At 61.9% G+C, this 21,525-nt stretch carries 22 protein-coding genes; 9 read left to right on the top strand and 13 right to left on the bottom strand.

Going from position 1 to position 21,525, the window contains the following annotated elements; all coding sequences use genetic code 11:
• Nucleotides 1–127 precede the first annotated feature (127 nt).
• The 5 genes from N5D61_RS18345 to arsC form a co-directional block, all read right to left on the bottom strand.
• On the bottom strand, nucleotides 128–811 hold the full coding sequence (locus N5D61_RS18345) for a GntR family transcriptional regulator (RefSeq protein WP_256602001.1): 684 nt from the start codon (nucleotides 809–811) through the stop codon (nucleotides 128–130).
• Between the two features lie 92 nt (nucleotides 812–903).
• Entirely contained in the window at nucleotides 904–1,575 is a 672-nt protein-coding gene (locus N5D61_RS18340; RefSeq protein WP_108237298.1) for a DNA-3-methyladenine glycosylase I, read from the bottom strand.
• Nucleotides 1,576–1,638: 63 nt separating this feature from the next.
• On the bottom strand, nucleotides 1,639–2,052 hold the full coding sequence (locus N5D61_RS18335; RefSeq protein ID WP_279893761.1) for a DUF2069 domain-containing protein: 414 nt from the start codon (nucleotides 2,050–2,052) through the stop codon (nucleotides 1,639–1,641).
• Nucleotides 2,045–2,650, bottom strand: a complete 606-nt coding sequence (wrbA, locus tag N5D61_RS18330) for an NAD(P)H:quinone oxidoreductase (RefSeq protein ID WP_279893760.1) — start codon at nucleotides 2,648–2,650, stop codon at nucleotides 2,045–2,047. The genes N5D61_RS18335 and wrbA overlap by 8 nt, the downstream gene beginning before the upstream one ends.
• Nucleotides 2,647–3,000 carry an arsenate reductase (glutaredoxin) gene (gene arsC, locus N5D61_RS18325; RefSeq protein WP_108237295.1) on the bottom strand — a complete coding sequence of 118 codons (354 nt, stop codon included), beginning with the start codon at nucleotides 2,998–3,000 and terminating at the stop codon, nucleotides 2,647–2,649. Before arsC ends, wrbA begins: the two co-directional genes overlap by 4 nt.
• A gap of 102 nt (nucleotides 3,001–3,102) precedes the next feature.
• Here arsC and N5D61_RS18320 point away from each other — a divergent pair, with 102 nt between their 5' ends.
• Entirely contained in the window at nucleotides 3,103–3,570 is a 468-nt protein-coding gene (locus N5D61_RS18320; RefSeq protein WP_108237294.1) for a TlpA disulfide reductase family protein, read from the top strand.
• Nucleotides 3,571–3,612: 42 nt separating this feature from the next.
• Here the strand turns inward: N5D61_RS18320 and N5D61_RS18315 are convergent, their stop codons facing one another.
• From N5D61_RS18315 to N5D61_RS18300, 4 genes are all read right to left on the bottom strand, one after another.
• Nucleotides 3,613–4,014, bottom strand: a complete 402-nt coding sequence (locus N5D61_RS18315; protein WP_279893759.1) for an META domain-containing protein — start codon at nucleotides 4,012–4,014, stop codon at nucleotides 3,613–3,615.
• Nucleotides 4,011–4,448 (bottom strand): hypothetical protein, encoded by a 438-nt coding sequence (locus N5D61_RS18310; RefSeq protein ID WP_108237330.1) that lies wholly within the window; start codon nucleotides 4,446–4,448, stop codon nucleotides 4,011–4,013. Before N5D61_RS18310 ends, N5D61_RS18315 begins: the two co-directional genes overlap by 4 nt.
• A gap of 69 nt (nucleotides 4,449–4,517) precedes the next feature.
• A complete protein-coding gene (locus N5D61_RS18305) occupies nucleotides 4,518–5,501 on the bottom strand; it encodes a 2-hydroxyacid dehydrogenase (RefSeq protein WP_279893758.1) in 984 nt (327 codons plus the stop codon).
• A gap of 104 nt (nucleotides 5,502–5,605) precedes the next feature.
• Nucleotides 5,606–8,359 (bottom strand): response regulator, encoded by a 2,754-nt coding sequence (locus N5D61_RS18300; RefSeq protein WP_279893775.1) that lies wholly within the window; start codon nucleotides 8,357–8,359, stop codon nucleotides 5,606–5,608.
• A 238-nt stretch (nucleotides 8,360–8,597) separates the two neighbouring features.
• Here N5D61_RS18300 and N5D61_RS18295 point away from each other — a divergent pair, with 238 nt between their 5' ends.
• The 7 genes from N5D61_RS18295 (at nucleotide 8,598) to N5D61_RS18265 (ending at nucleotide 17,058) form a co-directional block, all read left to right on the top strand.
• Nucleotides 8,598–9,338, top strand: coding sequence for a response regulator transcription factor (locus N5D61_RS18295; RefSeq protein WP_279893757.1), 741 nt, complete (start codon nucleotides 8,598–8,600; stop codon nucleotides 9,336–9,338).
• Nucleotides 9,331–10,710, top strand: a complete 1,380-nt coding sequence (locus N5D61_RS18290) for a histidine kinase sensor domain-containing protein (protein ID WP_279893756.1) — start codon at nucleotides 9,331–9,333, stop codon at nucleotides 10,708–10,710. Before N5D61_RS18295 ends, N5D61_RS18290 begins: the two co-directional genes overlap by 8 nt.
• Nucleotides 10,711–10,887: 177 nt before the next feature.
• Nucleotides 10,888–11,790, top strand: coding sequence for a cysteine synthase CysM (gene cysM / locus N5D61_RS18285; protein ID WP_279893755.1), 903 nt, complete (start codon nucleotides 10,888–10,890; stop codon nucleotides 11,788–11,790).
• A complete protein-coding gene (rlmD, locus tag N5D61_RS18280; protein WP_279893754.1) occupies nucleotides 11,790–13,145 on the top strand; it encodes a 23S rRNA (uracil(1939)-C(5))-methyltransferase RlmD in 1,356 nt (451 codons plus the stop codon). Before cysM ends, rlmD begins: the two co-directional genes overlap by 1 nt.
• Nucleotides 13,146–13,306: 161 nt before the next feature.
• Nucleotides 13,307–15,550 (top strand): GTP diphosphokinase, encoded by a 2,244-nt coding sequence (gene relA, locus N5D61_RS18275; RefSeq protein WP_108237288.1) that lies wholly within the window; start codon nucleotides 13,307–13,309, stop codon nucleotides 15,548–15,550.
• Between the two features lie 94 nt (nucleotides 15,551–15,644).
• Complete coding sequence (gene mazG, locus N5D61_RS18270) at nucleotides 15,645–16,478, top strand: nucleoside triphosphate pyrophosphohydrolase (protein WP_108237287.1); 834 nt, start codon at nucleotides 15,645–15,647, stop codon at nucleotides 16,476–16,478.
• A 37-nt stretch (nucleotides 16,479–16,515) separates the two neighbouring features.
• The gene (locus N5D61_RS18265) at nucleotides 16,516–17,058 is read left to right on the top strand and encodes a DUF2058 domain-containing protein (RefSeq protein ID WP_108237286.1); all 543 of its coding nucleotides are present in this window, start codon (nucleotides 16,516–16,518) and stop codon (nucleotides 17,056–17,058) included.
• Between the two features lie 58 nt (nucleotides 17,059–17,116).
• On the opposite strand, the gene N5D61_RS18260 is transcribed toward N5D61_RS18265, so the two are convergent.
• The 4 genes from N5D61_RS18260 to purM form a co-directional block, all read right to left on the bottom strand.
• The gene (locus N5D61_RS18260) at nucleotides 17,117–17,305 is read right to left on the bottom strand and encodes a hypothetical protein (RefSeq protein WP_108237285.1); all 189 of its coding nucleotides are present in this window, start codon (nucleotides 17,303–17,305) and stop codon (nucleotides 17,117–17,119) included.
• Nucleotides 17,306–17,651: 346 nt separating this feature from the next.
• A complete protein-coding gene (locus tag N5D61_RS18255) occupies nucleotides 17,652–18,368 on the bottom strand; it encodes a DUF3108 domain-containing protein (RefSeq protein WP_279893753.1) in 717 nt (238 codons plus the stop codon).
• Between the two features lie 32 nt (nucleotides 18,369–18,400).
• Nucleotides 18,401–19,054 (bottom strand): phosphoribosylglycinamide formyltransferase, encoded by a 654-nt coding sequence (purN, locus tag N5D61_RS18250; protein ID WP_279893752.1) that lies wholly within the window; start codon nucleotides 19,052–19,054, stop codon nucleotides 18,401–18,403.
• Between the two features lie 8 nt (nucleotides 19,055–19,062).
• Nucleotides 19,063–20,121 carry a phosphoribosylformylglycinamidine cyclo-ligase gene (purM, locus tag N5D61_RS18245; RefSeq protein ID WP_108237283.1) on the bottom strand — a complete coding sequence of 353 codons (1,059 nt, stop codon included), beginning with the start codon at nucleotides 20,119–20,121 and terminating at the stop codon, nucleotides 19,063–19,065.
• Between the two features lie 312 nt (nucleotides 20,122–20,433).
• Here purM and N5D61_RS18240 point away from each other — a divergent pair, with 312 nt between their 5' ends.
• Complete coding sequence (locus N5D61_RS18240; RefSeq protein WP_279893751.1) at nucleotides 20,434–21,489, top strand: DUF2066 domain-containing protein; 1,056 nt, start codon at nucleotides 20,434–20,436, stop codon at nucleotides 21,487–21,489.
• The last annotated feature ends 36 nt before the right edge of the window (nucleotides 21,490–21,525 follow it).

The following is a 21,525-nucleotide window of genomic DNA, read 5'->3' as shown; positions in this document are numbered from 1 at the left end:
GGATACGGACAACGCGCTGGATCGGCGACAGTCGTTGACGACCGGCAACAGATTGGCGGGAACGGGATAACGGGTCTTGACCGATTTCGCCCTCGGCGATGACGAAATCGGCACAGTGCCCGAGCGGTCAGATTTCGCTGATCTCGGCGTGGGGCAGATGCGCGTAGAGCGCTCGGCAGACGCCGATGATGTGATGTTCGATGAGTTCGGCGGCGGTCTCCACGTCACGATCGGCACAGGCCTTGAGGATTTCACGGTGCTCTTGGTCGGCGCGTTCCTTGCCCTCGTCAAAACTCATCTGCACCCGCAGATAGCGTTCCACCTTGTCGTGAATCGAGCGGATCATGTTCAGCAGAAACGGGCGCTGCGCGGCTTCGTAGAGGCACGTATGGAAAGCCCAGTTCAGCTCAGCCCAGCGGCCGATGTCGTCATCGCCGACGAACTCGTCACAGATGGCCCTGGCCCGGTCAAGCTGGGCCTGGGTCAAGCGCGGCACGGCCAAGCGAATCGCCTGGACCTCCAGCAGCACCCGGACTTCGAAAATCTGCGCCAGCTCCGGCTCGGAAATGCGCGTGACCACCGCGCCCTTGTTGCGCTGGAATTGCACCAGGCCCTCGGCTTCCAGCCGTTTCAAGGCTTCGCGCACCGGAATCTTGCTTACATTGAACACGCGGGCGATGTCGTCCTGCCGAATGGGTTCGTCTTCGGCGAACTGGCCGGAAATGATCGACTCGCGGAGGAACTTGGCAATGACCTCGGACGCCGACGGGGCGACGCCGAGGTTGGGTGCGTCAGGGAGGAGAAAGGGCACGCGCAGGACTCGGGCTGTGGGCGGATGCCGGATATTGTATACGACCTCCAATTAGTTACGCGCCGTGCCGATGCGGTCGGGTGAAAAAAAGATCAGTGGTTGGTCGTGTAGGCCAGCATCATCGACAACTGGCAAAGCGGTCGGCCGCTTTCGGCGTGCCATTGGTTGAACGCTGCCTGCACCGCTGCCTGATCGCGCTGGCTGGTCGGCACCTTGTCGACGATGTTTTGCGCGTTGAGCGCGGCCACTACGTCGTCGCTGGGGATGAACGTGTCCTTGCCCACCATTCTCAGAAAGCGCGGTGCCGACAGCCCACCCAACTGATTGCCGTGCTTGGCCAGGTAGCGCCACAGGCCGACGATATCGGTCACTGGCCAATCGGCGATGAACTGGCCGAAGCTGCCGTGTGCCTGGGTGATATCGAGGATCATCTGGGCATTGCGCGGCACGCTTTTCAATTTGCCCAGATGGCGGATGATGCGTTCATCCTGCATGAGGCGCTCGATATGGTCCGCGCCCATCAGCGTGACCTTCTGCGGGTCGAAGCCGAAGAACACCTGCTCGAACGCCGGCCATTTGGCGTCGACGACGCTGTGCTTCAAGCCCGCGCGGAACACCCGCAGTGCCAGCGTCGACAAGTAACGGTCGTCGCTGAGCGCTTTGAGCTGTGTGGGGGTGGCGGGTTCAGGCAGGTGGGCGTCGAGCGCGGCGGCGGAGCCGAAACGGTTGAGGCAGTATTCATGGAGCCATTTGTAGTCTTGCATGCCCTCTCCAGGGAGAATCTTGATAGGGGTTTGAAGTGCGAGGTTGGACAGGCGCACGCAAGCTTACGCCTGCCGTTCCGATCGTGTGCGCTGGTACTGAAACCGCCAGCGCGCATATAGCAGGGCGCTCACGAACACAGCCAGGCTCGCCATCATTTCCAGCACGCCGAACAGGGCGCGGCCCGGATCGAACGCGGCCAGTGCGCCCTTGATGAAATACAGGTTCACCACGAAACACATCCAGGCGTGCCCACGCGCGCTGGCGGTCAGCATGCCCGGTGCGAGCAGCAGCAAAGGCACCAGTTCGATCGACAGAATGACCCACGGCCGGGCGCCGTGAAGGTCGGCGAAACCCAGATAGTACAGGCACAGCAGCGCAATCAACGCAAAAAAACACAGCAAGGCAGCTGCCCGGCTCCAGCGCAGCCGGGGTTCCAACCATTTCAGTGGGGGCAGTCGCCGGGGCTTTTCAGCCACGCGATGGGTCCAACAACTGCGCGGTTTTCGCCAGACGCTGGCCGAGTGCACGACACAAGGTGGTCTCGTGCTGATCCAGCGGCCGTTTGCCGTCAGCACCGGCGTGATGGCTGGCCCCATAGGGCGTGCCGCCGCCACGGGTTTCGACCAGTGCCGCCTCGCTGTAGGGCAGGCCGGTGATCAGCATGCCGTGGTGCAACAGCGGCAGGAGCATGGACATCAAGGTGGTTTCCTGACCTCCGTGCAAACTGGCGGTGGAGGTGAATACGCTGGCGGGCTTGCCTACCAATGCGCCGGTCAGCCACAGGTTGCTGGTGCCGTCGAGAAAGTATTTCAACGGCGCGGCCATGTTGCCAAAACGGGTCGGGCTGCCCAGAGCCAGGCCTGAACAGTTCTTCAAGTCATCCAGGGTCGCGTACAGCGCACCGGTGTCAGGAATGCTTGGGGCCACCGCCTCACAGTCACTCGAAACCGCCGGGACCGTGCGCAGACGCGCTTCCATGCCCGCCATTTCCACGCCACGGGCGATCTGTCGGGCCATCTCGCCGGTCGAGCCGTTGCGGCTGTAGAACAACACCAGAATATAAGGCGCGCTCACGGCAGAATCTCCAGGATTCTTTCGGGCGGCCGGCCGATCACTGCCTTGTCACCGACGATCAGGATCGGGCGCTCGATCAGCTTGGGGTGGCTTACCATGGCCTCGATCAGTGCGGCCTCGTCGAGACCCGCATCGGCCAGGTTGAGCGTCTTGTACTCGTCTTCGCCGGTGCGCAGCAGATCGCGGGCAGCGATGCCGAGCTTGCCGAGCAGATTCGACAGCTCGGCGGCGCTCGGTGGGGTTTCCAGGTAGCGGACGATGGTCGGAGCCAGCCCGCGCGCTTCGAGCAATTCCAGCGCGCCACGTGACTTGGAGCAGCGCGGGTTGTGATAAAGCGTCAGATCGGTCATTTGCAGGTCGCATCTTTCATGAGGTGGCGGCTATTCTACAGCGGTGACGGTAAAGGCCAAGCGAGCGCCTGCATCGGGTTTTCTTCGAAAGGAACATGCATCATGGCAAGGCGGTTGGCAGCAGCGGTAGTGCTTTTCGGCAGTATGTTGCTCAGTGGGTGCGGGGTGGATCTGGGCACCGACCAGAACGGTCAGAAGGTCGCCAGCGACCGGGTGGACAAACACTGGCTGGTCATCAACTACTGGGCGGAATGGTGCGGGCCCTGCCGAACGGAAATCCCCGAATTGAATGCGTTGGCCGAGCAGACGCAAGGGCAGAACGTCAGCGTGTTCGGGGTCAATTTCGATAACCTGCAGGGCGAAGACCTGAAAAGCGCTGCCAACGCGCTGGGCATCAAGTTCACCGTGTTGGCCCAGGACCCCGCCGAGCAATACGACCTGCCCAAGAGCGAAGCATTGCCCGTGACTTACATCATCGACGACAAGGGCAAGGTGCGTGAACAACTGATGGGGGAGCAGACCGCAGCAGGCGTGGCGCAGAAACTGGCTGAGCTCAAAGGCAAGGGTTGAGTCCCTCGCTCAGCCACGGCAGTTTGTCGGCAGGCGGATGATTCAGTCTTCTTCAAGCCACAACCGCAGCGGCAACCCCTCGGCGGGCCAGAGTTGCAGTTGCTGGACGTTCGACAGGTCCCAACGCTGCACGTGGCCCAGGGCGTCGAAGAATCGACGCTCCTGTTCCATCAGCGCCGGGGCGCAGAGCCTGCGGGTGCTGCCAACCGGGCCGAAGCTGATCGCATCACCCTCCAGCCGGTACGCCGCGAACCAGTGGTTGCAGCCACCACTGCCGTAGGCTCGGCCATCCTCGCCCAAGGTCATGGTCAAGTGACTGTTGTCGATCAAGGGGCGTTCGCCGATCCATTCCAGCACATACCCGTGGTCACGCCTGAGCGCATCGCTGTCATGGGCACAACCGCTGAGCAGCGAGATGGCCAGGGTTACCAGCAGCCGTTTCATGCGGCGTCTTTTGCGCAGGCGGGGCACAGGTGCCGTTCCCCAGACGTCACCCAGCCCAGTTCGGCAATGCGTGCCGTGGCCGCGGGCTTCAGGGCTTTCTTGCCTTCCTTGCCGTCGACCATGAACTCGACGTCCTGCACTTTCCCGCAGCCGTTGCAGGTGACTTTCCATTGGTGGATCGCCAGTTCCGTGAAGGCCGGCCCATTGGCCACCGCCACCCATTGACCCGGCGGATTGATGAGGTGACGAACCTTTTCGACGTTCAGGCGCATGTACAGGTCCTTGCTGCCTTTGACCGTCACCAGCAAGACGTCATCGTGCTTGATCGAGCCTCCGTTGCCAGTGACTTGGTAACGTCCCACCGCCAGGCTGCGGCATTCGATCAGGGTATGTTGCGGGGTGAGCATGCTGTAACGAAAATCGTGTTCGGCCATGAGGGTCTCCAAATAGGCGCGCATGCTAACACTTTAGTGGGTGTTGTCTGGCTGCCGCAGGGCAGTCGCTCACACCAAATTCCGAGGTGTGCCCGCTGCCCATTGCCTGATGTTCTCCAGCGTCGTCTGGGCAATTGCGCCCAGCGCTTCGTGGGTCAGAAACGCCTGATGCGCCGTGATCACTACGTTGGGAAACGTGAGCAGCCGTGCGAGCACGTCGTCCTGCAGGGGCAAGTCCGAACGGTCTTCGAAGAACAACTGCGCCTCTTCCTCGTACACGTCCAGCCCCAGATAGCCCAGTTGCCCGGTTTTCAACGCATCCACCAATGCGGGGGTGTCCACCAGGGCACCGCGACCGGTGTTGATGAGCATTGCCCCGCGCGGCATTCGGGACAGTGAGTCGGCGTTGATCAGGTGGCGCGTGTCGTCGTTGAGCGGGCAATGCAGGCTGACAATCTGCGCCTGTGACAACACCTGCTCCAGCGGCAGATAGCGCCCGCCCAAGGCCAGGACGTCAGGATTCGGATAGGGGTCGTAGGCGAGTAATCGGCAGCCGAACCCGGCCATGATCCGGGCGAACGCCGCCCCGATCTGTCCGGTGCCCACCACGCCGACGGTCTTGCCCACCAGGTCGAACCCGGTCAGGCCATGCAACGTGAAGTCGCCATCGCGGGTGCGGTTGTAGGCGCGATGCAGGTGCCGATTGAGCGAAAGGATTAGCGCCACCGCGTGTTCGGCGACGGCATGGGGCGAGTAGGCGGGGACCCGCACCACCGTCAGCCCCAGCCGCCGGGCGGCGGGCAGGTCGACATGGTTGAAACCGGCCGACCGCAGGGCGACCAGGCGTGTGCCGCCGGCCGCGAGACGCTCCAGCACCGGCGTGCTCAAGTCATCGTTGATGAATGCGCAAATCACCGGATAGCCGTCAGTCAGCGCGACCGTATCCAGCGTCAGCCGTGCAGGCTGAAAATACAGCTCGATGCCACCGTCATTGGGCGTGGCGAGGAAGCTGTCGCGATCGTAGGCCTGGCTGCTATAGAGAAGGGTGCGCATTGGGGCTCCTCACGACTTGAATGCGGATCGATCCTTTGGAACGGGGGGCGCCACGCGCCTACCCAAGAACATGGCAGGGTTGGTTTTGGCGGTATTGATCCACATCAAGCACTCACTCGTGCCTCGGTCTCGAGGCGGGTAATGGCTTTCTCCAGGTCGTCCAGTGCCTGACCGCTGTCCGGCGACGCTTGCTTGAGCAGGGTTTCGCTGCGCTGACAGGCTGCGCGAAGCTGTGGCACGCCGCAGTAACGGGTTGCGCCATGGAGGCGATGAACCCGCTCGATCAGCGCGACGTGGTCGTTTTCTTCACGGGCAGCCCTTATTGCCTGACGGTCAGTGTCCAGCGAGGCAAGCAGCATCGCCAGCATGTCTGCGGCAAGATCCGCCTTTCCGGCGGCCAGGCGCAAGCCTTCTTCATGATCGAGCACTTGCAGGTTGATGCCGCCGTGGCTGATCTCGTGGTGACGTTCGGGAGCTTGATTGCGCAAGGCCAGACCCGTCCACTTCAGCACCACCTGCGCCAGTTGTCGTTCGCTGATCGGCTTGGTCAGGTAATCGTCCATGCCGCTTTGCAAAAGGGCACGCTTTTCATTGGCCATGGCGTGGGCGGTGAGGGCAACGATCGGCAGCGACGTAATCTGCCGTTCGGTTTCCCAACTGCGAATCGCCTCGGTGGCCTGGCGGCCATCCATGCCGGGCATCTGGACGTCCATCAGCACCAGATCGAAGGGTTCTTCCTGCACGGCCTGAACCGCCGCATAGCCGCTGTCCACGGCCATCACTCTGGCGCCCATGTCTTCGAGCAGGGTCTGGACCAGCAACAGGTTGGCCGGGTTGTCGTCCACGCACAGGATCCGCGCAGGCCTGCTGGAAACCGGTTCGGGTGCTTCGTTGCGCAATTGCTTGGGGTTGATCAATTCGGACAACGCCCGGCGCAGCTTGCGGGTGCACGCCGGTTTGGCCTGCAATTGGGTATAGGCATCGGGCACCGAGGCCTGATACAGCGCCTGTTCGGTGGTCGGGCATAGCACCAGCACTTTGCAGTCGAGGTTTTCCAGGTCCCAGATCTGCTGACGCAAGCGCTCTGGCGGCAGTTCGTGCGCAGTCACGCCGAGCACCGCCATGTCGATGGCGTGCGGCGTCTGGTGCACCACCGTCACCCCATTGATGAGGTTTTCCACGTTGTTGAAGACCATCGGCTGCAAGCCGCAGTCTTCCAGTTGGTGCTCCAATGCCTGACGCGCCAAGTCGTGGTGCTCGAGGACCGCGACGCGGCGACCCAGCAGCGGCGGGGCGGGCAGGTCCTCAATGTCATTGCGGGTTTTCGGCAATGTCAGGGTGATCCAGAATTCCGAGCCTTCGCCGGGCGTGCTTTCCACACCGATTTCGCCGCCCATCTGCTCGATCAGCCGCTTGGAGATCACCAACCCCAGCCCGGTGCCGCCAGAATGGCGTGACAAGGAGTTGTCGGCCTGGCTGAACGCCTGGAACAGCGCGCGAACATCCTGACTGGACAGACCGATGCCGGTGTCCTGCACGCTGATGCGCAGTTGCACAGCGTCTTCATGTTCTTCCTCCAGCATCGCCCGAGCGACAATGGTGCCTTCGCGGGTGAACTTGATGGCATTGCTGACGAGGTTGGTCAGGATCTGTTTGAGCCGCAGCGGATCGCCCACCAGCGATAGAGGCGTGTCGCGGTACACCAGACTCACCAGCTCCAGCTGTTTGGCGTGGGCCGCCGGGGCGAGGATCGTCAGCGTGTCCTGCAACAGGTCCCGCAGGTTGAAGGGGATGGTGTCGAGCACCAGCTTGCCTGCTTCGATCTTCGAGAAGTCCAGAATCTCGTTGATGATGCTCAGCAGGCTGTCGGCCGACTTTTCGATGGTGCCTAAATAATCATGCTGACGCGGTGTGAGCTCGCTTTTCTGCAGCAGGTGGGTGAACCCCAGGATGCCGTTGAGCGGCGTGCGGATCTCGTGGCTCATGTTGGCCAGGAATTCCGACTTGATCCGGCTCGCCTCCAGGGCCTCCTTGCGCGCCAGGTCCAGTTCGATGTTCTGGATTTCGATGGTTTCCAGGTTCTGGCGCACGTCCTCGGTGGCCTGCTCGATGTTGTGCTGCAGCTCTTCCTGAGCGTTTTGCAGGGTCGCCGCCATGCGGTTGATCCCTGACCCGAGTTCGTCCAGCTCATGACTGCCCATCGGAGGCAGTCGTGCTTCGAGGTTGCCTTCTTTCAACTGGGCGACGACGTGTTTGATCTGACTGATTGGCCCGTTGATGGTGCGGCTCATGCGCAGCGCGAGGATTGCGGTCAGGCCCAGCCCGGCGGCAATCAGCAGCAGACTGGCGAACAGGCTGCGGTAACCGCGCAACAGGGTGCCGCTGTGGGACAGTTCCAGTTCGACCCAACCCAACAGCCGGTCGGCTTCTGCCGGGACCACATCACCGGTGAGATGACGATTGCGACCGAATACCGGCATGAGGTAACGCGTGGCGTCGTTCTCGGAGCGCTGCAACAGGTGGGTGCCGCTGCCGATCGGTGGCTGGTTGATCATGGTCGGCCCGGCGTGGGCGAGCACGTTGCGCTCGGCGTCCAGGAACGACACCGCGCGCACGTCCGCCTGTTCCAGCACCTGCCCGGCGATGCGGTCGAGCATCGGTTTGTCGGCAGTGGCCAGCGCCGCCGCCGATAGCGGAGCCAGTTCGTTGGCGATCATCTCGCCGCGCTTGACCAACTGGGTCTGCAACTCGGAAAGCTGCATCCAGGTGAAATAGCCTCCCAGCAGCCCCGCCATCAGGCAGGTCGGCAGCAGAGTCAGGAGCAGCACGCGGCCTTTTATGCCCAGTCTGTTCAGCACATTGTGTTCTCCGGCACGCGCGGTTATCCGTCGTTGCATGGCAAGTCCTGCGCCAGCGTGCCCTGATGTTCGGCATACAGCCCTATGGTCGTCTGCGCAGTGTAGCTAGTTGCGCGCAAGGATTGGCGGCTAAATGGCGATCGGCGAAGCGTCCTACCGGCTTTGGCGATCAGTCACCATTGCTCGGCACAGGGCAATCTTGAATAATCACGGCCTTGAGAATCAATCGCAGACGCCAATGAATCCCGCCACCATTCACCGCCCCAGCATCCTCGCCATCGAGGACGATCCCGTGCTCGGCGCGTTCGTTCATGAGCAACTGGACCGCTGTGGCTTCCATGTCACCTGGTGTCGCAACGGCGTGGAAGGGCTCGAAAGGGCGCAGTCCCAGCCTTTCGACGTGGTATTGATGGACATTCTGCTGCCGGGCATGAACGGCCTCGACATCCTCGTGAACCTGCGCCGTCACCACACCGTGCCCATCATCCTGATGTCGGCCCTCGGCGCCGAAGCGGACCGCATCAGTGGCTTCCGCAACGGCGCCGATGATTACCTGCCCAAGCCTTTCAGCGTCGATGAACTGAGGGTTCGCATCGAGGCCATCCTGCGGCGCGTGGCGCTGGACCGCAGTGGCCACGCGCGCCCAGGCATGCCTCCTCCGGCCGACCTGCCGAAGCCTGGGGCGCTGGCCTTCGACGAAGGGGTGTGCGACGTGACGTTCGCGGGCAGGGCTGCGCAGTTGACCCCTACCGAGTACCGGCTGCTGGAGACCTTGTGGCGCAGCCCCGAGGAAGTGCTCAGTAAACCTTTCCTTTATCAGCATGTGCTGCAACGGGGCTATTCGCAGCATGACCGTAGCCTGGACATGCACGTCAGTCAGATCCGCCGCAAGCTCAAGGCCGTCGGCTATGAAGAGGGCCACGTCCGCACGGTGTGGGGCAAGGGCTACGTGCTGACAACGGCAGCTGTCGATGGCTGAAAGCAATCCTGGCCTGCCTGGCAGGCATTCGCTGTTCTGGAAACTGGTGGTTCTGCTGGTGGGCTTCTGCCTGCTGATGATCTGGCTCAGTTGGTACTGGGGGCGTTACCTGGAAACGCAGAATGCCTATCTGTCTGCTGAATCCCGCCGCGTGCTCAACGGCTACGCTGCCGAGGCCGAGCAGGCTTGGAAGGTTGGGCGACAGCAGGGGGTCGATGCGTGGCTGCGCGAAGTCCGCCGCCATGAGAAGGGCTGGGTGGGCGTGATCGGGCGTGATCTGCAATCCCTGGGCAGCGTGCCGCTGGACGATGTTCAAATGCAGCGCCTGACCTTCATGCGGGGGGTGGACTGGCCGATGAGCAGGCGCCAGAAGTCCGCGCCCTGGCTAAAGATTCCGTTTCCCCAGCACCCGGCCGTCGGCAGCCTGGTCATCGAACTGCCCGAGCGCTTCACCCCCGGCCGCCACGCCTTGCTGTGGCAGATGTTGACCAACGCCGTGATTCCGGCCTTGTTCACCCTGCTGTTGTGCGTCGGTTTGTACCGGCTGTTGATTCGCCCCCTCAATCAGTTGCGGGAACAGGCCAATGCCTGGCGCGCCGATCGCCTCTCCAGCCGGCTCTCGCCTCAGATGACTTCTCGACAGGACGAGTTGGGAGAGCTCAACCGGGCGTTCGACCACATGGCCGCGCGGCTGCAATCCACCGTGCAGATCCAGCAACAATTGCTGCGCGATCTTTCCCATGAGCTGCGCACACCGCTGAGCCGCTTGCGCGTGGCCTGCGACAGCGAGCAGAGCCTGCCGGAACTGCGCGAGCGCCTGAGCCGCGAGGTCGAAGGGATGCGGCGACTGGTGGACGACACCCTGCACCTGGCCTGGCTGGACGCCGAGCGGGAGAAACTGCCGGACGAGGACATTCAACTGCTGGCGCTGTGGGACATGCTGGTCGACGACGCCTGCTTCGAGAGCTTTTGGTCGCCCCGTCAGTTGAGCTGCGACTTAGGCAGCGAATGCTGGGTCCGTGGGCATTTGAACACCCTGGCACAGGCGCTGGAAAACATTCTGCGCAACGCGATCCGACATTCGCCGCCCGGTGGGCTGGTGCGGCTGGGTGGGCGTCGTGATGGCGCCGATTGGTTGATCTGGCTGGACGACCAGGGCGGCGGGGTGGATGACGGTGACCTGGAGCGGATCTTCGCACCGTTCATTCGTCTCGATGGCGCACGCCCTGGCGACGGAGGGTTCGGTCTGGGGCTGAGTATCGCCCGCAACTCCTTGCGGCTGCAGGGCGGCGACATGTGGGCGGAAAACACTCTGGAAGGTTTGCGTATCATCATGCGACTACCGGCCGCGGACAGGGAAACGGTCGAGTAAGTCGGCCGGCGGGCCGGTCTGCGCAGCAGGCCGGTTCATCGACGACCAAGGGATTGGAAGCATGCCGAGGGGCGCCTTATTCCATTTGGTCCTAGCGAACTCACTTTGCGTGATATGGGCTGGCCTCGATTGCCGGTATGATAGGCGACCCCCGCACGTCTGGACCGCGAACACGCCATGACCCTGCAGTATCAAACCATCGCCGACTGCGTCGGCAACACCCCGCTGGTGCGTCTGCAACGCATGGCCGGGAATACCAGCAATACCTTGCTGCTCAAGCTCGAAGGCAACAATCCGGCCGGTTCCGTGAAGGACCGCCCGGCGCTGTCGATGATTACCCGCGCCGAACTGCGCGGCCAGATCCATCAGGGCGATACCCTGATCGAAGCGACCTCCGGCAACACCGGCATTGCGCTGGCCATGGCTGCTGCCATCAAAGGCTATCGCATGATCCTGATCATGCCCGACAACTCCAGTGCCGAGCGCAAGGCTGCGATGACTGCTTACGGTGCCGAGCTGATTCTGGTCAGCAAGGAGGAAGGCATGGAGGGCGCCCGGGACTTGGCCGAACGCATGCAGGCCGAAGGCCGTGGCAAGGTTCTCGACCAGTTCGCCAACGGCGACAACCCGGAGGCGCATTACGTGGGAACCGGGCCGGAAATCTGGCGACAGACCGGTGGCACCATCACCCATTTCGTGAGTTCCATGGGGACCACCGGGACCATCATGGGCACCTCGCGTTACCTCAAGGAACAGAACCCGAACATCCAGATCGTCGGCCTTCAGCCTATGGACGGCTCGGCGATTCCCGGGATCCGCCGTTGGCCACAGGAATACCTGCCGAAAATCTATCAGGCTGACCGTGTCGACCGAATCATGGACATGGCCCAAAGCGAGGCGGAGGACGTGATGCGTCGGTTGGCTCGCGAAGAGGGTATTTTCTGTGGCGTGTCGTCGGGCGGTGCTGTGGCGGGCATGCTGCGTTTGTCTCGGGAAGTCGAGAACGCGGTCATGGTCGCGATCATTTGTGACCGAGGCGACCGATACCTGTCGACCGGCGTCTACGATGCGCCCAACTGATGGCCCGGCGTGATTCGGGCCTGCGTTTCCAGCCCAGTGGCGGCACACGGGCAACGCAGGTCCCTACCGGTAAAAAACAGCGCTTGAACATCGAGCGGCTGGCGAACGACGGCCGCGGTGTCGGCTTCGTCGACGGTCGCACCTGGTTCGTGTCCGGCAGTCTGGCGGGGGAGGACGTCGAAGCCAGGGTACTGGGCGCCCATGGCAAAGTCGTGGAAGCGCGCACCGAGCGAGTCTTTGAAACCAGCGCCTTGCGCCGCACGGCGGCTTGTCCGCACTTCGGCCAGTGTGGCGGCTGTAGCCTCCAGCACATGCCCCATGACGAGCAGCTTGCCCTGAAACAGCGCATGCTGGCCGATCAGTTGAGTCGGGTGGCGGGTGTCGAACCTGAAGAGTGGGCTGCCCCTCTGACCGGTGATGAGTACGCCTACCGCCGTCGCGCGCGTGTCGCGGTCCGCTGGGATGCGAAAGCCAAGCGGCTGGATGTTGGATTCCGCGCCGCGTCCAGTCAGGACATCGTCGCCATCGACCAATGCCCGGTGCTGGTACAGGCCTTGCAGCCGATCATCAAAGCGTTACCGGCCATGCTGAAAAGCTTGAGTAAGCCCCAGGCGCTGGGCCACGTGGAATTGTTCAGCGGGTCGGCCAATGCCGTGCTCGTGCGTCACACGGCTCCATTGGTCGACGCCGACCTGCACATTCTCGACGCTTTTTGCCAGGCCCATGCCGCGCAGCTCTGGTTGCACGGCGAGGGCGAGCCGCAGCCGGTGGATGCCGGTGCGCAACTGGGGTATACCCTTGAGCCGTGGAACCTGATGCTGGCGTATCGCCCTGGTGACTTCGTGCAAGTCAACGCGCAGGTCAATACTGCGATGATCCAGCAGGCGCTTTCGTGGCTTGCACCCCGTTCGGACGAACGAGTGCTGGACTTGTTCTGCGGGCTTGGTAACTTCGCTCTACCACTGGCACGGATCGCCCGCGAAGTGGTAGCGGTGGAGGGGGTCGATGCCATGGTGCGTCGGGCTGCCGATAACGCAGTCAGTAACAATTTGCATAATGTAAGGTTTCATCAGGCGGATCTGTCGCAGCCGCTGGACAAGGCAACCTGGGCCGTGGAAGGTTTCTCAGCCGTGTTGCTCGATCCCCCGCGTGACGGGGCGTTCGAAGTGGTAAGCAGGCTACGCAAGCTCGGCGCCGAGCGGCTGGTTTACGTGTCCTGCAACCCGGCCACGCTGGCGCGCGACACGGTCGAACTGATCCGGCAGGGCTACCGATTAAAACGTGCCGGAATCCTCGATATGTTTCCACAGACAGCGCATGTCGAGGCGATGGCGTTATTTGAAGCGAGTAAGTGAGGCAAGCAGGGCTCGAGGAACTGAGCCAGCGTCTTACAAGGAGTCTCGTTTAATCCGACTGGCCCGCGTATGCCAGCCCTTGCAAGGCCCGCAAGGAGCATGCGCCGAGAAGGCCAGCGACTGATGGCGCATTTCATCGCGCCGTAGGGAAGGTAAGCAACATGGTACAGGTGAGAGCACACCAGCCGATAAACACCGACGGCAGTATCAACCTCGACGCATGGCTCGATCATGTGGTCAGCGTCGACCTCGCAGTGGACCGACAGGCGCTAAAGGAGGCCTGCGAGTTCGCGCGGTTGGCCGAGCAGCAGGACAACGCCGCCAAGAACCTCTGGGCAGAAGGCACGTCGAGCTTTCAGACGGGGCTGGAAATCGCGGAAATTCTGGCCGACCTCAAGCTCGATCAGGATTCGCTCATCGCGGCGGTGATCTACCGCGGCGTGCGTGAGAACAAGATTTCGCTGCCCGATGTCAGTCAGCGTTTCGGCCCGACGGTCACCAAACTGATCGATGGCGTGCTGCGCATGGCGGCGATCAGCGCCAGCCTCAGCCCGCGTCAGTCCCTGGTGCTGGGTAGCCAGGTGCAGGTCGAGAACCTGCGCAAGATGCTGGTGGCCATGGTCGACGACGTGCGCGTCGCGTTGATCAAGCTTGCCGAGCGGACCTGCGCCATCCGTGCGGTGAAAAACGCCAGCGACGAAAAGCGCAATCGTGTCGCTCGCGAAGTCTTCGACATCTACGCCCCCCTTGCCCATCGTCTCGGGATCGGTCACATCAAATGGGAACTGGAAGACCTGTCCTTCCGGTACCTCGAACCCGAACAGTACAAGCAGATCGCCAAGTTGCTCCACGAGCGTCGCCTCGATCGGGAGCGTTTCATTACCGACGTGATGTCTCAGCTGGAAAACGAGTTGCTGGCGACCGGTGTCAAGGCGGATATCAGCGGTCGGGCCAAACACATTTACTCGATCTGGCGCAAAATGCAGCGCAAAGGGCTGGAATTCAGCCAGATCTACGATGTGCGGGCAGTGCGGGTGCTGGTGCCGGAGATGCGCGACTGCTACACCGCGTTGGGTATCGTCCACACGCTGTGGCGGCACATTCCCAAGGAGTTCGACGACTACATCGCCAACCCCAAGGAGAACGGCTACCGCTCGCTGCACACCGCAGTGATCGGCCCTGAAGGCAAGGTGCTGGAAGTGCAGATCCGCACCCACGCCATGCATGAGGAAGCCGAGCTGGGGGTTTGTGCTCACTGGCGCTACAAGGGCACGGACGTCAAGTCCAGTTCCAACCATTACGAAGAAAAGATCTCCTGGCTGCGTCAGGTGCTGGAATGGCACGAAGAACTGGGGGACATCGGGGGACTGGCCGAGCAGCTGCGGGTCGACATTGAGCCGGACCGGGTCTACGTCTTTACCCCGGACGGGCATGCAATCGACCTGCCCAAGGGGGCAACGCCGCTGGACTTCGCCTATCGCGTGCACACCGAAATCGGCCACAACTGCCGGGGCGCCAAGATCAATGGGCGCATCGTGCCGCTGAACTACAGCCTGCAGACCGGTGAGCAGGTCGAGATCATCACCAGCAAGCACGGTACGCCGAGCCGCGACTGGTTGAACTCGAACCTGGGGTACATCACCACCTCGCGGGCGAGGGCCAAGATCGTCCACTGGTTCAAGTTGCAGGCGCGCGACCAGAACGTGGCGGCGGGCAAGGTGCTGCTGGAGCGCGAGTTGCTTCGCCTGGCGTTGCCACAGGTGGACTTCGAACGGTTGGCGGAAAAGGCCAACATGAAAACCGCCGAAGACATGTTTGCCTCTCTGGGGGCGGGGGATCTACGCCTGGCGCAGTTGGTGAACCTGGCGCAACAGTTGGTCGAGCCAGAGCGGGGCAACGAGCAGTTGGAGCTGATCCCGCGCAAGGCCTCGGGTTACAAACCCGGCAAGCGCGGCGACATCCAGATCCAGGGCGTGGGCAATCTGATGACCCAGATGGCGGGCTGCTGCCAGCCGCTGCCGGGCGATGCCATCGTCGGGTACATCACTCAAGGGCGTGGCGTGAGCATTCACCGCCAGGACTGCGCGTCGGTGCTGCAACTGGCCGGACGCGAGCCGGAGCGCATCATTCAGGTCAGTTGGGGGCCGGTGCCGGTGCTCACCTATCCGGTGGATATCATCATTCGGGCGTACGACCGCTCGGGGCTGCTGCGTGACGTGTCTCAGGTGTTGCTCAACGAGCGCATCAACGTGCTGGCGGTCAACACCCGTTCGAACAAGGAAGACAACACCGCATTGATGTCGCTGACCATCGAGATTCCCGGGCTGGATGCGCTGGGACGCTTGCTGGGGCGCATCTCGCAGTTGCCGAACATCATCGAGACGCGGCGTAACCGCACGCCCTGACAGCAACGAGAGCGGCACACCACAGGCCTCAAGGCGTCCACAGACTGCCTGAAGGTTGTGGTGTGTCGCTTGCCGCTCTGATCCAAGGAAATCCATGTACAAGCTAGATGATCTGCTGCACCTCATGGCCCGCCTGCGCGATCCGCAATATGGCTGCCCATGGGATGTGAAGCAGCGTTACGCGACCATCGTCCCGCACACCCTCGAAGAGGCCTATGAAGTGGCCGACGCCATCGAGCGTGAGGATTACGATGACTTGCGGGGTGAGCTGGGCGACCTGTTGTTTCAGGTGGTGTATTACTGCCAGTTGGCTCGGGAAGAGGGCCGTTTCGCCTTCGACGGTGTGGTCGACGGCATTACTCGCAAGCTGATCCGTCGCCATCCCCATGTCTTTCCCACGGGCGATCTCTACGCCCCGCTGGAAACGCCGCGCTTGAGCGAGGATCAGGTCAAGCATCGCTGGGAGGAAATCAAGGCCGAAGAGCGAGCCGGGAAAGCGCATGTGCCGGAGCAGCTCTCCCTGCTCGACGATGTGCCGAATGTCCTGCCTGCGCTGTCGAGGGCCGCCAAATTGCAGAAGCGCGCGGCTCAGGTCGGCTTTGACTGGCCCGAAGCGCTGCCGGTGATCGACAAAGTGCGTGAGGAGCTCGACGAAGTACTTCAGGCCATGGCCGACAACGACAGCGAAGCCATCGAGGAGGAGGTGGGTGACCTGCTGTTCGTCGTGGTCAACCTGGCACGTCATCTCAAGGTCGATCCGGAACAGTCATTGCGCGCCGCCAACGGCAAATTCGAGCGGCGCTTTCGTTTTATCGAAACAGCCTTGCGCGAGGCGGGGCGTCCCATCGAAGATTGCAGTCTCGAAGAAATGGACGCGCTCTGGGGTCAAGCCAAGCGTCAGGAAAAGAACACGCCCGACTGCGGTTGAGTCGTCGGTTTAGCAAGAAGTCAGAGAGAGAACATCAATGGCGGGTATATCCCTTCGTGACCAACTGCTCAAAGCCGGTCTGGTCAATGAGAAGCAGGCCAAACAGGTCGCCAAGAGCAAGCAGAAAGAGCAGCGCCTCGTACACAAGGGTCAGGCAGTGGCGGATGACACTCATCAGCGCGCAGCCCAGGAAGCCATGGCTGAGAAAGCCAAGCGCGATCAGGAACTGAACCGTCAGCAGCAGGAAAAAGCCGAGCAGAAAGCCCGTGCCGCTCAGGTCAAGCAATTGATCGAGGCCACCCGGCTACCGAAGCTGACCACCGAGGATTACTTCAACTTTGCCGACGACAAGAAGGTCAAGCGTATTTCCGTCAACGCTCTGATGCGCAGCAAGCTCAGCAACGGCTCGCTGGCGATCGTGCACCACGGTGGCACCTATGAGGTCATCCCGCGTGAGGCGGCGTTGAAGGTTCAGGAGCGTGATCCTCGGCGTATCGTGCTGCTCAGCGAGACCACCGAAGAGCCGGATGCCGACGATCCGTACGCGGCTTACAAGATCCCCGACGATCTGATGTGGTAATCCGCTACCCCTGAATGACAAAACCCGCCAAGGCGGGTTTTGTTTTGCTGCGATTCCGTTATTGCATGCTTTCGGCCTTCTTGGCCTCTAGAGCCGCGAGTTCTGCGGCATAGCTCTGCGCGTCCGATTCTTGATGGAACATCCCAACCAGCTCACCCTGCTGTCGCACATCCCAGATCTGAATGCCGTCGGCAATGCTTTCGTGTGATTTGTGGGCTTCGTCGCGTTCAGTAACCGTTACCGTCATATCGAAAACTCCTGACTCTTGGATATCTGCGGCAGGACGTCGCAGTGACTTCTTTATAAATTTCCGTAGCTTGCTAAGTAAACGTTCGTTTTCTGTAAAGGTTTTTTGCGAAATTCGTAAGAGTGGGTAAATCGCTGTTTTGCAAGGTGCTGTGGCGATTTGTCGCACACGGAAGGCGGGATGAAGAATGTTTCATTTTTTGCTGGCCAGGACCACAGGCGAACCGCTACGAAGGCTTCAGCCCTTCGACCGCGGATTGGGCAGGTCCCGAGCGCGTTATTTCGAAGGGTCAGGGCACAAAAAACCCCGCCGTAGCGGGGTTCAGAGGCGTCTACAGGCGCTGCGATCAGCTGCCTTTCACCGACTTACCGTTCACGGTGCCGTCTTGTAGCATGATGTTGTATTCCTTACCGTCGGTCTCGACCTGTTGCAGGCGGACCAGCAGGTAGTCGTAGTTCTTGGCGAACCACATCACCGTAATACGCTTGGTCTGAGTCGGGTCGCGCACGCGCTCGACCTTGATGGCATCGACCGAACCCACCTTGGTGTCGACTTTTTCGGTGCCCAGGACGCGGAAATCATAGGTGTCCGTTTCGTCACCGTCGACCACTTGGTAGCTCATGGTCTTCTTGCCCGCGGCGACATCGTTCTGCAGCGCCAACTGGTACGTGGACTTGTCAAGAATCCCGGTATTCAGTGGGATCTTGATCGGGCCTTTGCGATCGGTGCCCGTGACGAACTTGGTGGACCAGTCGAACACCAGATCGACGGTCTTGCTCTTGCCCAGGCCGCCACGTTCGAAGTGGTAGGTCTGCGGCAACAGCGTGCCCTTGTCAGCCTTGAAGGTGCTGACTTCGGTCAGGCTGGCAATCATCATTGACGCCTGGAAGTTCAAGGTCCAGGTGCCGTCGGCGTTCTTTTCCAGGCTGCGGGTGGCGCTGCCGCCCCCTACAGGTAGTTGTTTGAAATCGGCGGTGTAGCTCGCGGAGAACGGTTGAGGGTCTGCCGCGTGAACCGTAGGAAGTGCGAGCAGAGCGAAAGCGAAGAGCAAAGCACGACGCATGGTATCTCCTGTCTTTGAATGGAAGGGCCGACTTAGACGGCCCGAATCACATGACCGCTTGGCCCCAGGGGCTGCCCGTCCAGTGAAGCACCCGATACGTCCAAGGCCAGGCGGCCCTCGGCGAACCAGCGGATGGCCAGCGGGTAAATCAGGTGTTCCTGGGTGTGAACCCGTTGCGCCAGCGTGGCAGGCGTGTCGTGCAACTGTACCGAAATAACAGCTTGTACGACCAGAGGCCCACCATCGAGTTCCTCGGTGACGAAGTGCACGCTGCACCCATGCTCGGTGTCGCCAGCCTCCAGCACCCGCTGGTGGGTGTGCAAGCCTTTGTAACGCGGAAGCAATGACGGATGTATGTTCAGCAAGCGTCCGTGGTAATGGCGCACGAAGCCCGGAGTGAGGATGCGCATGAAGCCAGCAAGGACCACCAGCTTCGGCGCAAACGAGTCGATCAGTTCGACCAGCGCGGTGTCGAAGGCCTCGCGACCCTCATAGGCGGTGTGCTCCAGAACGCGGGTCGCGATGCCTGCGTTTCGAGCCCGCTCCAGGCCGAAGGCATCGGCGCGGTTGGAAATCACCGCGCAGATGCGAGCCGGGCTCGAACTGTCCTGAAAGCTGTCGATCATCGCTTGCAGGTTACCGCCGGTGCCGGACAGCAGCACCACTACATCACAGGGTTGGGGCATGTCGGGCATCAATGCGCCTTGACGTTTTTCAGCTCGACCTGTGGAGCACCATCGGCCGCAACGCCGATCTGCCCGATCACCCATGGCTGCTCGCCCGCGTCACGCAGCGCGTTCAGCGACGCTTCGACGTGTTCCTGTGCAACGCAGATGACCATACCCACGCCGCAATTCAGGACGCGGTGCATTTCGTGCTCGTCGACGTTGCCTTTCTCTTGCAGCCAATCGAACACCGCAGGGCGGGTCCAGCTCGCCACGTCGATGACCGCCTGGGCGCCCTCAGGCAGCACGCGCGGGATGTTGTCCAGCAGACCGCCACCGGTGATGTGGGCCATGGCCTTCACGGCACCGGTGTCCTTGATCAGCTTGAGCAACGGCTTGACGTAGATGCGAGTCGGCGCCATCAGCAGGTCGGTCAGAGGTTTGCCGTCCAGTTGAATGTTTTCGATGTCGGCACCCGCGACTTCGATGATCTTGCGAATCAGCGAATAGCCGTTGGAGTGTGGGCCGGACGATGGCAGCGCAATCAACGCGTCTCCGCTGGCGACTTTCGAGCCATCGATGATTTCGGCCTTTTCAACCACGCCGACACAGAAGCCGGCCAGGTCGTAGTCTTCGCCTTCGTACATGCCAGGCATTTCAGCGGTCTCACCGCCGACAAGCGAGCAACCCGCCAGTTCGCAGCCTGCACCGATGCCGGTCACGACCTGAGCCGCGGTGTCGACGTTCAGTTTGCCGGTGGCGTAGTAATCCAGGAAGAACAGAGGCTCGGCGCCGCACACCACCAGATCGTTCACGCACATGGCGACCAGATCGATGCCGATGCTGTCGTGCTTGTTGAGGTTCAGGGCCAGGCGCAGCTTGGTGCCGACGCCGTCGGTGCCGGACACCAGCACGGGTTGTTTGTAGCCGGCAGGAATTTCGCACAGCGCGCCGAACCCGCCCAGGCCGCCCATCACTTCCGGGCGCTTGGTGCGCTTGGCCACGCCCTTGATGCGTTCGACCAATGCTTCACCGGCGTCGATGTCTACACCGGCGTCTTTGTAGCTCAGGGAGGGTTGCTTGCTCATTATCCAGGCCTTTAGGGGGGATTCGGGGTAACGACCGGGGTGGAGACGGCTCGTGGCTGTGTCATCGCCGGTCTGCGAAGGCGCGCGATTTTATCAGGGTTGGACTCCACCGGCCATCCTTGGCCCGACAGGCAGGGCCTCGATCAGAAAAAATAACGCGGTCGTTCAGGCTTCAGCCGTTCGTCGGCCGCGATAAAAGGTGTAAGTTCATCCCCAGAGTGAGCGATTCGGGCGGCGTTGCGGTCTGAGTCGAGCGAGTCATTTTTCACGCAGCTATTTATAGGCTGCACCTTTTGCTTCGTGGGAATTTTTATGCGCCTGAAGAACTGCCTGTTGATAGGTTGTCTGTCCCTCATCAGCCTCCCGGCCCTGGCCGAGACGGTGAACAATCTGTACCAGGTGCGTGAGCCGGTCAGCGGTCAGACCCCCGATGAAAAAGCCCGCGCCACCCAGGCTGCGCTGGAAACCCTGGTCATTCGTCTGACGGGGGATGCGAAGGCCGCCCAGGGCGCAGGTCTGGCAGATGTACGCAAGGATCCGCAGCAGATCATCAGCCAGTTCGGTTACGACGCCGGTCCCCCTGAGTCGCTGCAGGTGGATTTTGACCCGGCCAGCACCGACCGCGCCCTACGCCAGGCAGGGCTTGCCCTGTGGGGCTCCAACCGCCCGGTGATCATGGCCTGGTGGCTGAACGATGCAACCGATGGCGCGAACCTGGTGGGCGATGGTCAGGCGACTGCCGAACCTCTGCGCCGCGCGGCCCAGCACCGTGGCTTGCCGCTGCGTTTGCCGCTGGCTGATCTGGGCGAGCAGGGCATTGGCAATGCCAAGACCCTCGATGGCAACGACGTGACGCCGTTGAAACAGGCCTCCGAGCGTTACGGTTCCGATGCGATCCTTGCCGTTCATGCCCAGCAGAATGGTGAACAGTGGCAGGGCAAATGGCATCTGTGGCTAGGCGACAAGATGGAGCAAGGCAGCGCATCGGCTGCGTCCTCTGCCGACCTGGCCGATGCGGTGTTGCTGGCGGTGAGTCAGCGGCTGGCCCCCCGTTTCGTGGTCAAGCCGGGGGCCTCGTCGGGCATGGCGCTGGAAGTGCAGGGTATGACGCTGGAGCGTTACGCGCAGTTGGGTCGCTTGCTGGAGCCCTTCGGCGGGCGTCTGAAGTCGGCGCAAGGCGACAAGGTCGTGTTCGATGTCAGCGGCAGCGCGGACCAACTGCGTTCGCAATTGGCGTTGGCCAAATTGCAGGAAGTCCCCGCGGGCGAGCTGAGCCCGACCCCCGTCGATGCAGGGCAAGTCCCTGCGGGCGGAGCCGCGCCGGTGCCCGTCCCGACCGCAGCGCAAACGCTGCATTTTCGTTGGTAAGTGAATGAGACGATGCACCATGAATGGATCGAGGGT

Origin of the sequence: Pseudomonas sp. GD03842 (assembly GCF_029841165.1) — a bacterium.
Classification (GTDB): Bacteria; Pseudomonadota; Gammaproteobacteria; order Pseudomonadales; family Pseudomonadaceae; genus Aquipseudomonas.
Note: the sequence above shows the minus strand (reverse complement) of the source record. Positions and strands in the feature narration are given on the sequence as shown.

Bases quoted from the DNA above. Each gene is read 5' to 3' on its own strand.
- N5D61_RS18290 (WP_279893756.1), top strand. From the start codon at position 9,331: ATGGCTGAAAGCAATCCTGGCCTGCCTGGCAGGCATTCGCTGTTCTGG.
- N5D61_RS18320 (WP_108237294.1), top strand. From the start codon at position 3,103: ATGGCAAGGCGGTTGGCAGCAGCGGTAGTGCTTTTCGGCAGTATGTTG.
- arsC (WP_108237295.1), bottom strand. From the start codon at position 3,000: ATGACCGATCTGACGCTTTATCACAACCCGCGCTGCTCCAAGTCACGT.
- N5D61_RS18310 (WP_108237330.1), bottom strand. From the start codon at position 4,448: ATGGCCGAACACGATTTTCGTTACAGCATGCTCACCCCGCAACATACC.
- N5D61_RS18240 (WP_279893751.1), top strand. From the start codon at position 20,434: ATGCGCCTGAAGAACTGCCTGTTGATAGGTTGTCTGTCCCTCATCAGC.
- N5D61_RS18305 (WP_279893758.1), bottom strand. From the start codon at position 5,501: ATGCGCACCCTTCTCTATAGCAGCCAGGCCTACGATCGCGACAGCTTC.
- purN (WP_279893752.1), bottom strand. From the start codon at position 19,054: ATGCCCCAACCCTGTGATGTAGTGGTGCTGCTGTCCGGCACCGGCGGT.
- N5D61_RS18260 (WP_108237285.1), bottom strand. From the start codon at position 17,305: ATGACGGTAACGGTTACTGAACGCGACGAAGCCCACAAATCACACGAA.
- N5D61_RS18295 (WP_279893757.1), top strand. From the start codon at position 8,598: ATGAATCCCGCCACCATTCACCGCCCCAGCATCCTCGCCATCGAGGAC.
- cysM (WP_279893755.1), top strand. From the start codon at position 10,888: ATGACCCTGCAGTATCAAACCATCGCCGACTGCGTCGGCAACACCCCG.
- purM (WP_108237283.1), bottom strand. From the start codon at position 20,121: ATGAGCAAGCAACCCTCCCTGAGCTACAAAGACGCCGGTGTAGACATC.
- N5D61_RS18340 (WP_108237298.1), bottom strand. From the start codon at position 1,575: ATGCAAGACTACAAATGGCTCCATGAATACTGCCTCAACCGTTTCGGC.
- relA (WP_108237288.1), top strand. From the start codon at position 13,307: ATGGTACAGGTGAGAGCACACCAGCCGATAAACACCGACGGCAGTATC.
- rlmD (WP_279893754.1), top strand. From the start codon at position 11,790: ATGGCCCGGCGTGATTCGGGCCTGCGTTTCCAGCCCAGTGGCGGCACA.
- N5D61_RS18265 (WP_108237286.1), top strand. From the start codon at position 16,516: ATGGCGGGTATATCCCTTCGTGACCAACTGCTCAAAGCCGGTCTGGTC.
- N5D61_RS18255 (WP_279893753.1), bottom strand. From the start codon at position 18,368: ATGCGTCGTGCTTTGCTCTTCGCTTTCGCTCTGCTCGCACTTCCTACG.
- N5D61_RS18315 (WP_279893759.1), bottom strand. From the start codon at position 4,014: ATGAAACGGCTGCTGGTAACCCTGGCCATCTCGCTGCTCAGCGGTTGT.
- mazG (WP_108237287.1), top strand. From the start codon at position 15,645: ATGTACAAGCTAGATGATCTGCTGCACCTCATGGCCCGCCTGCGCGAT.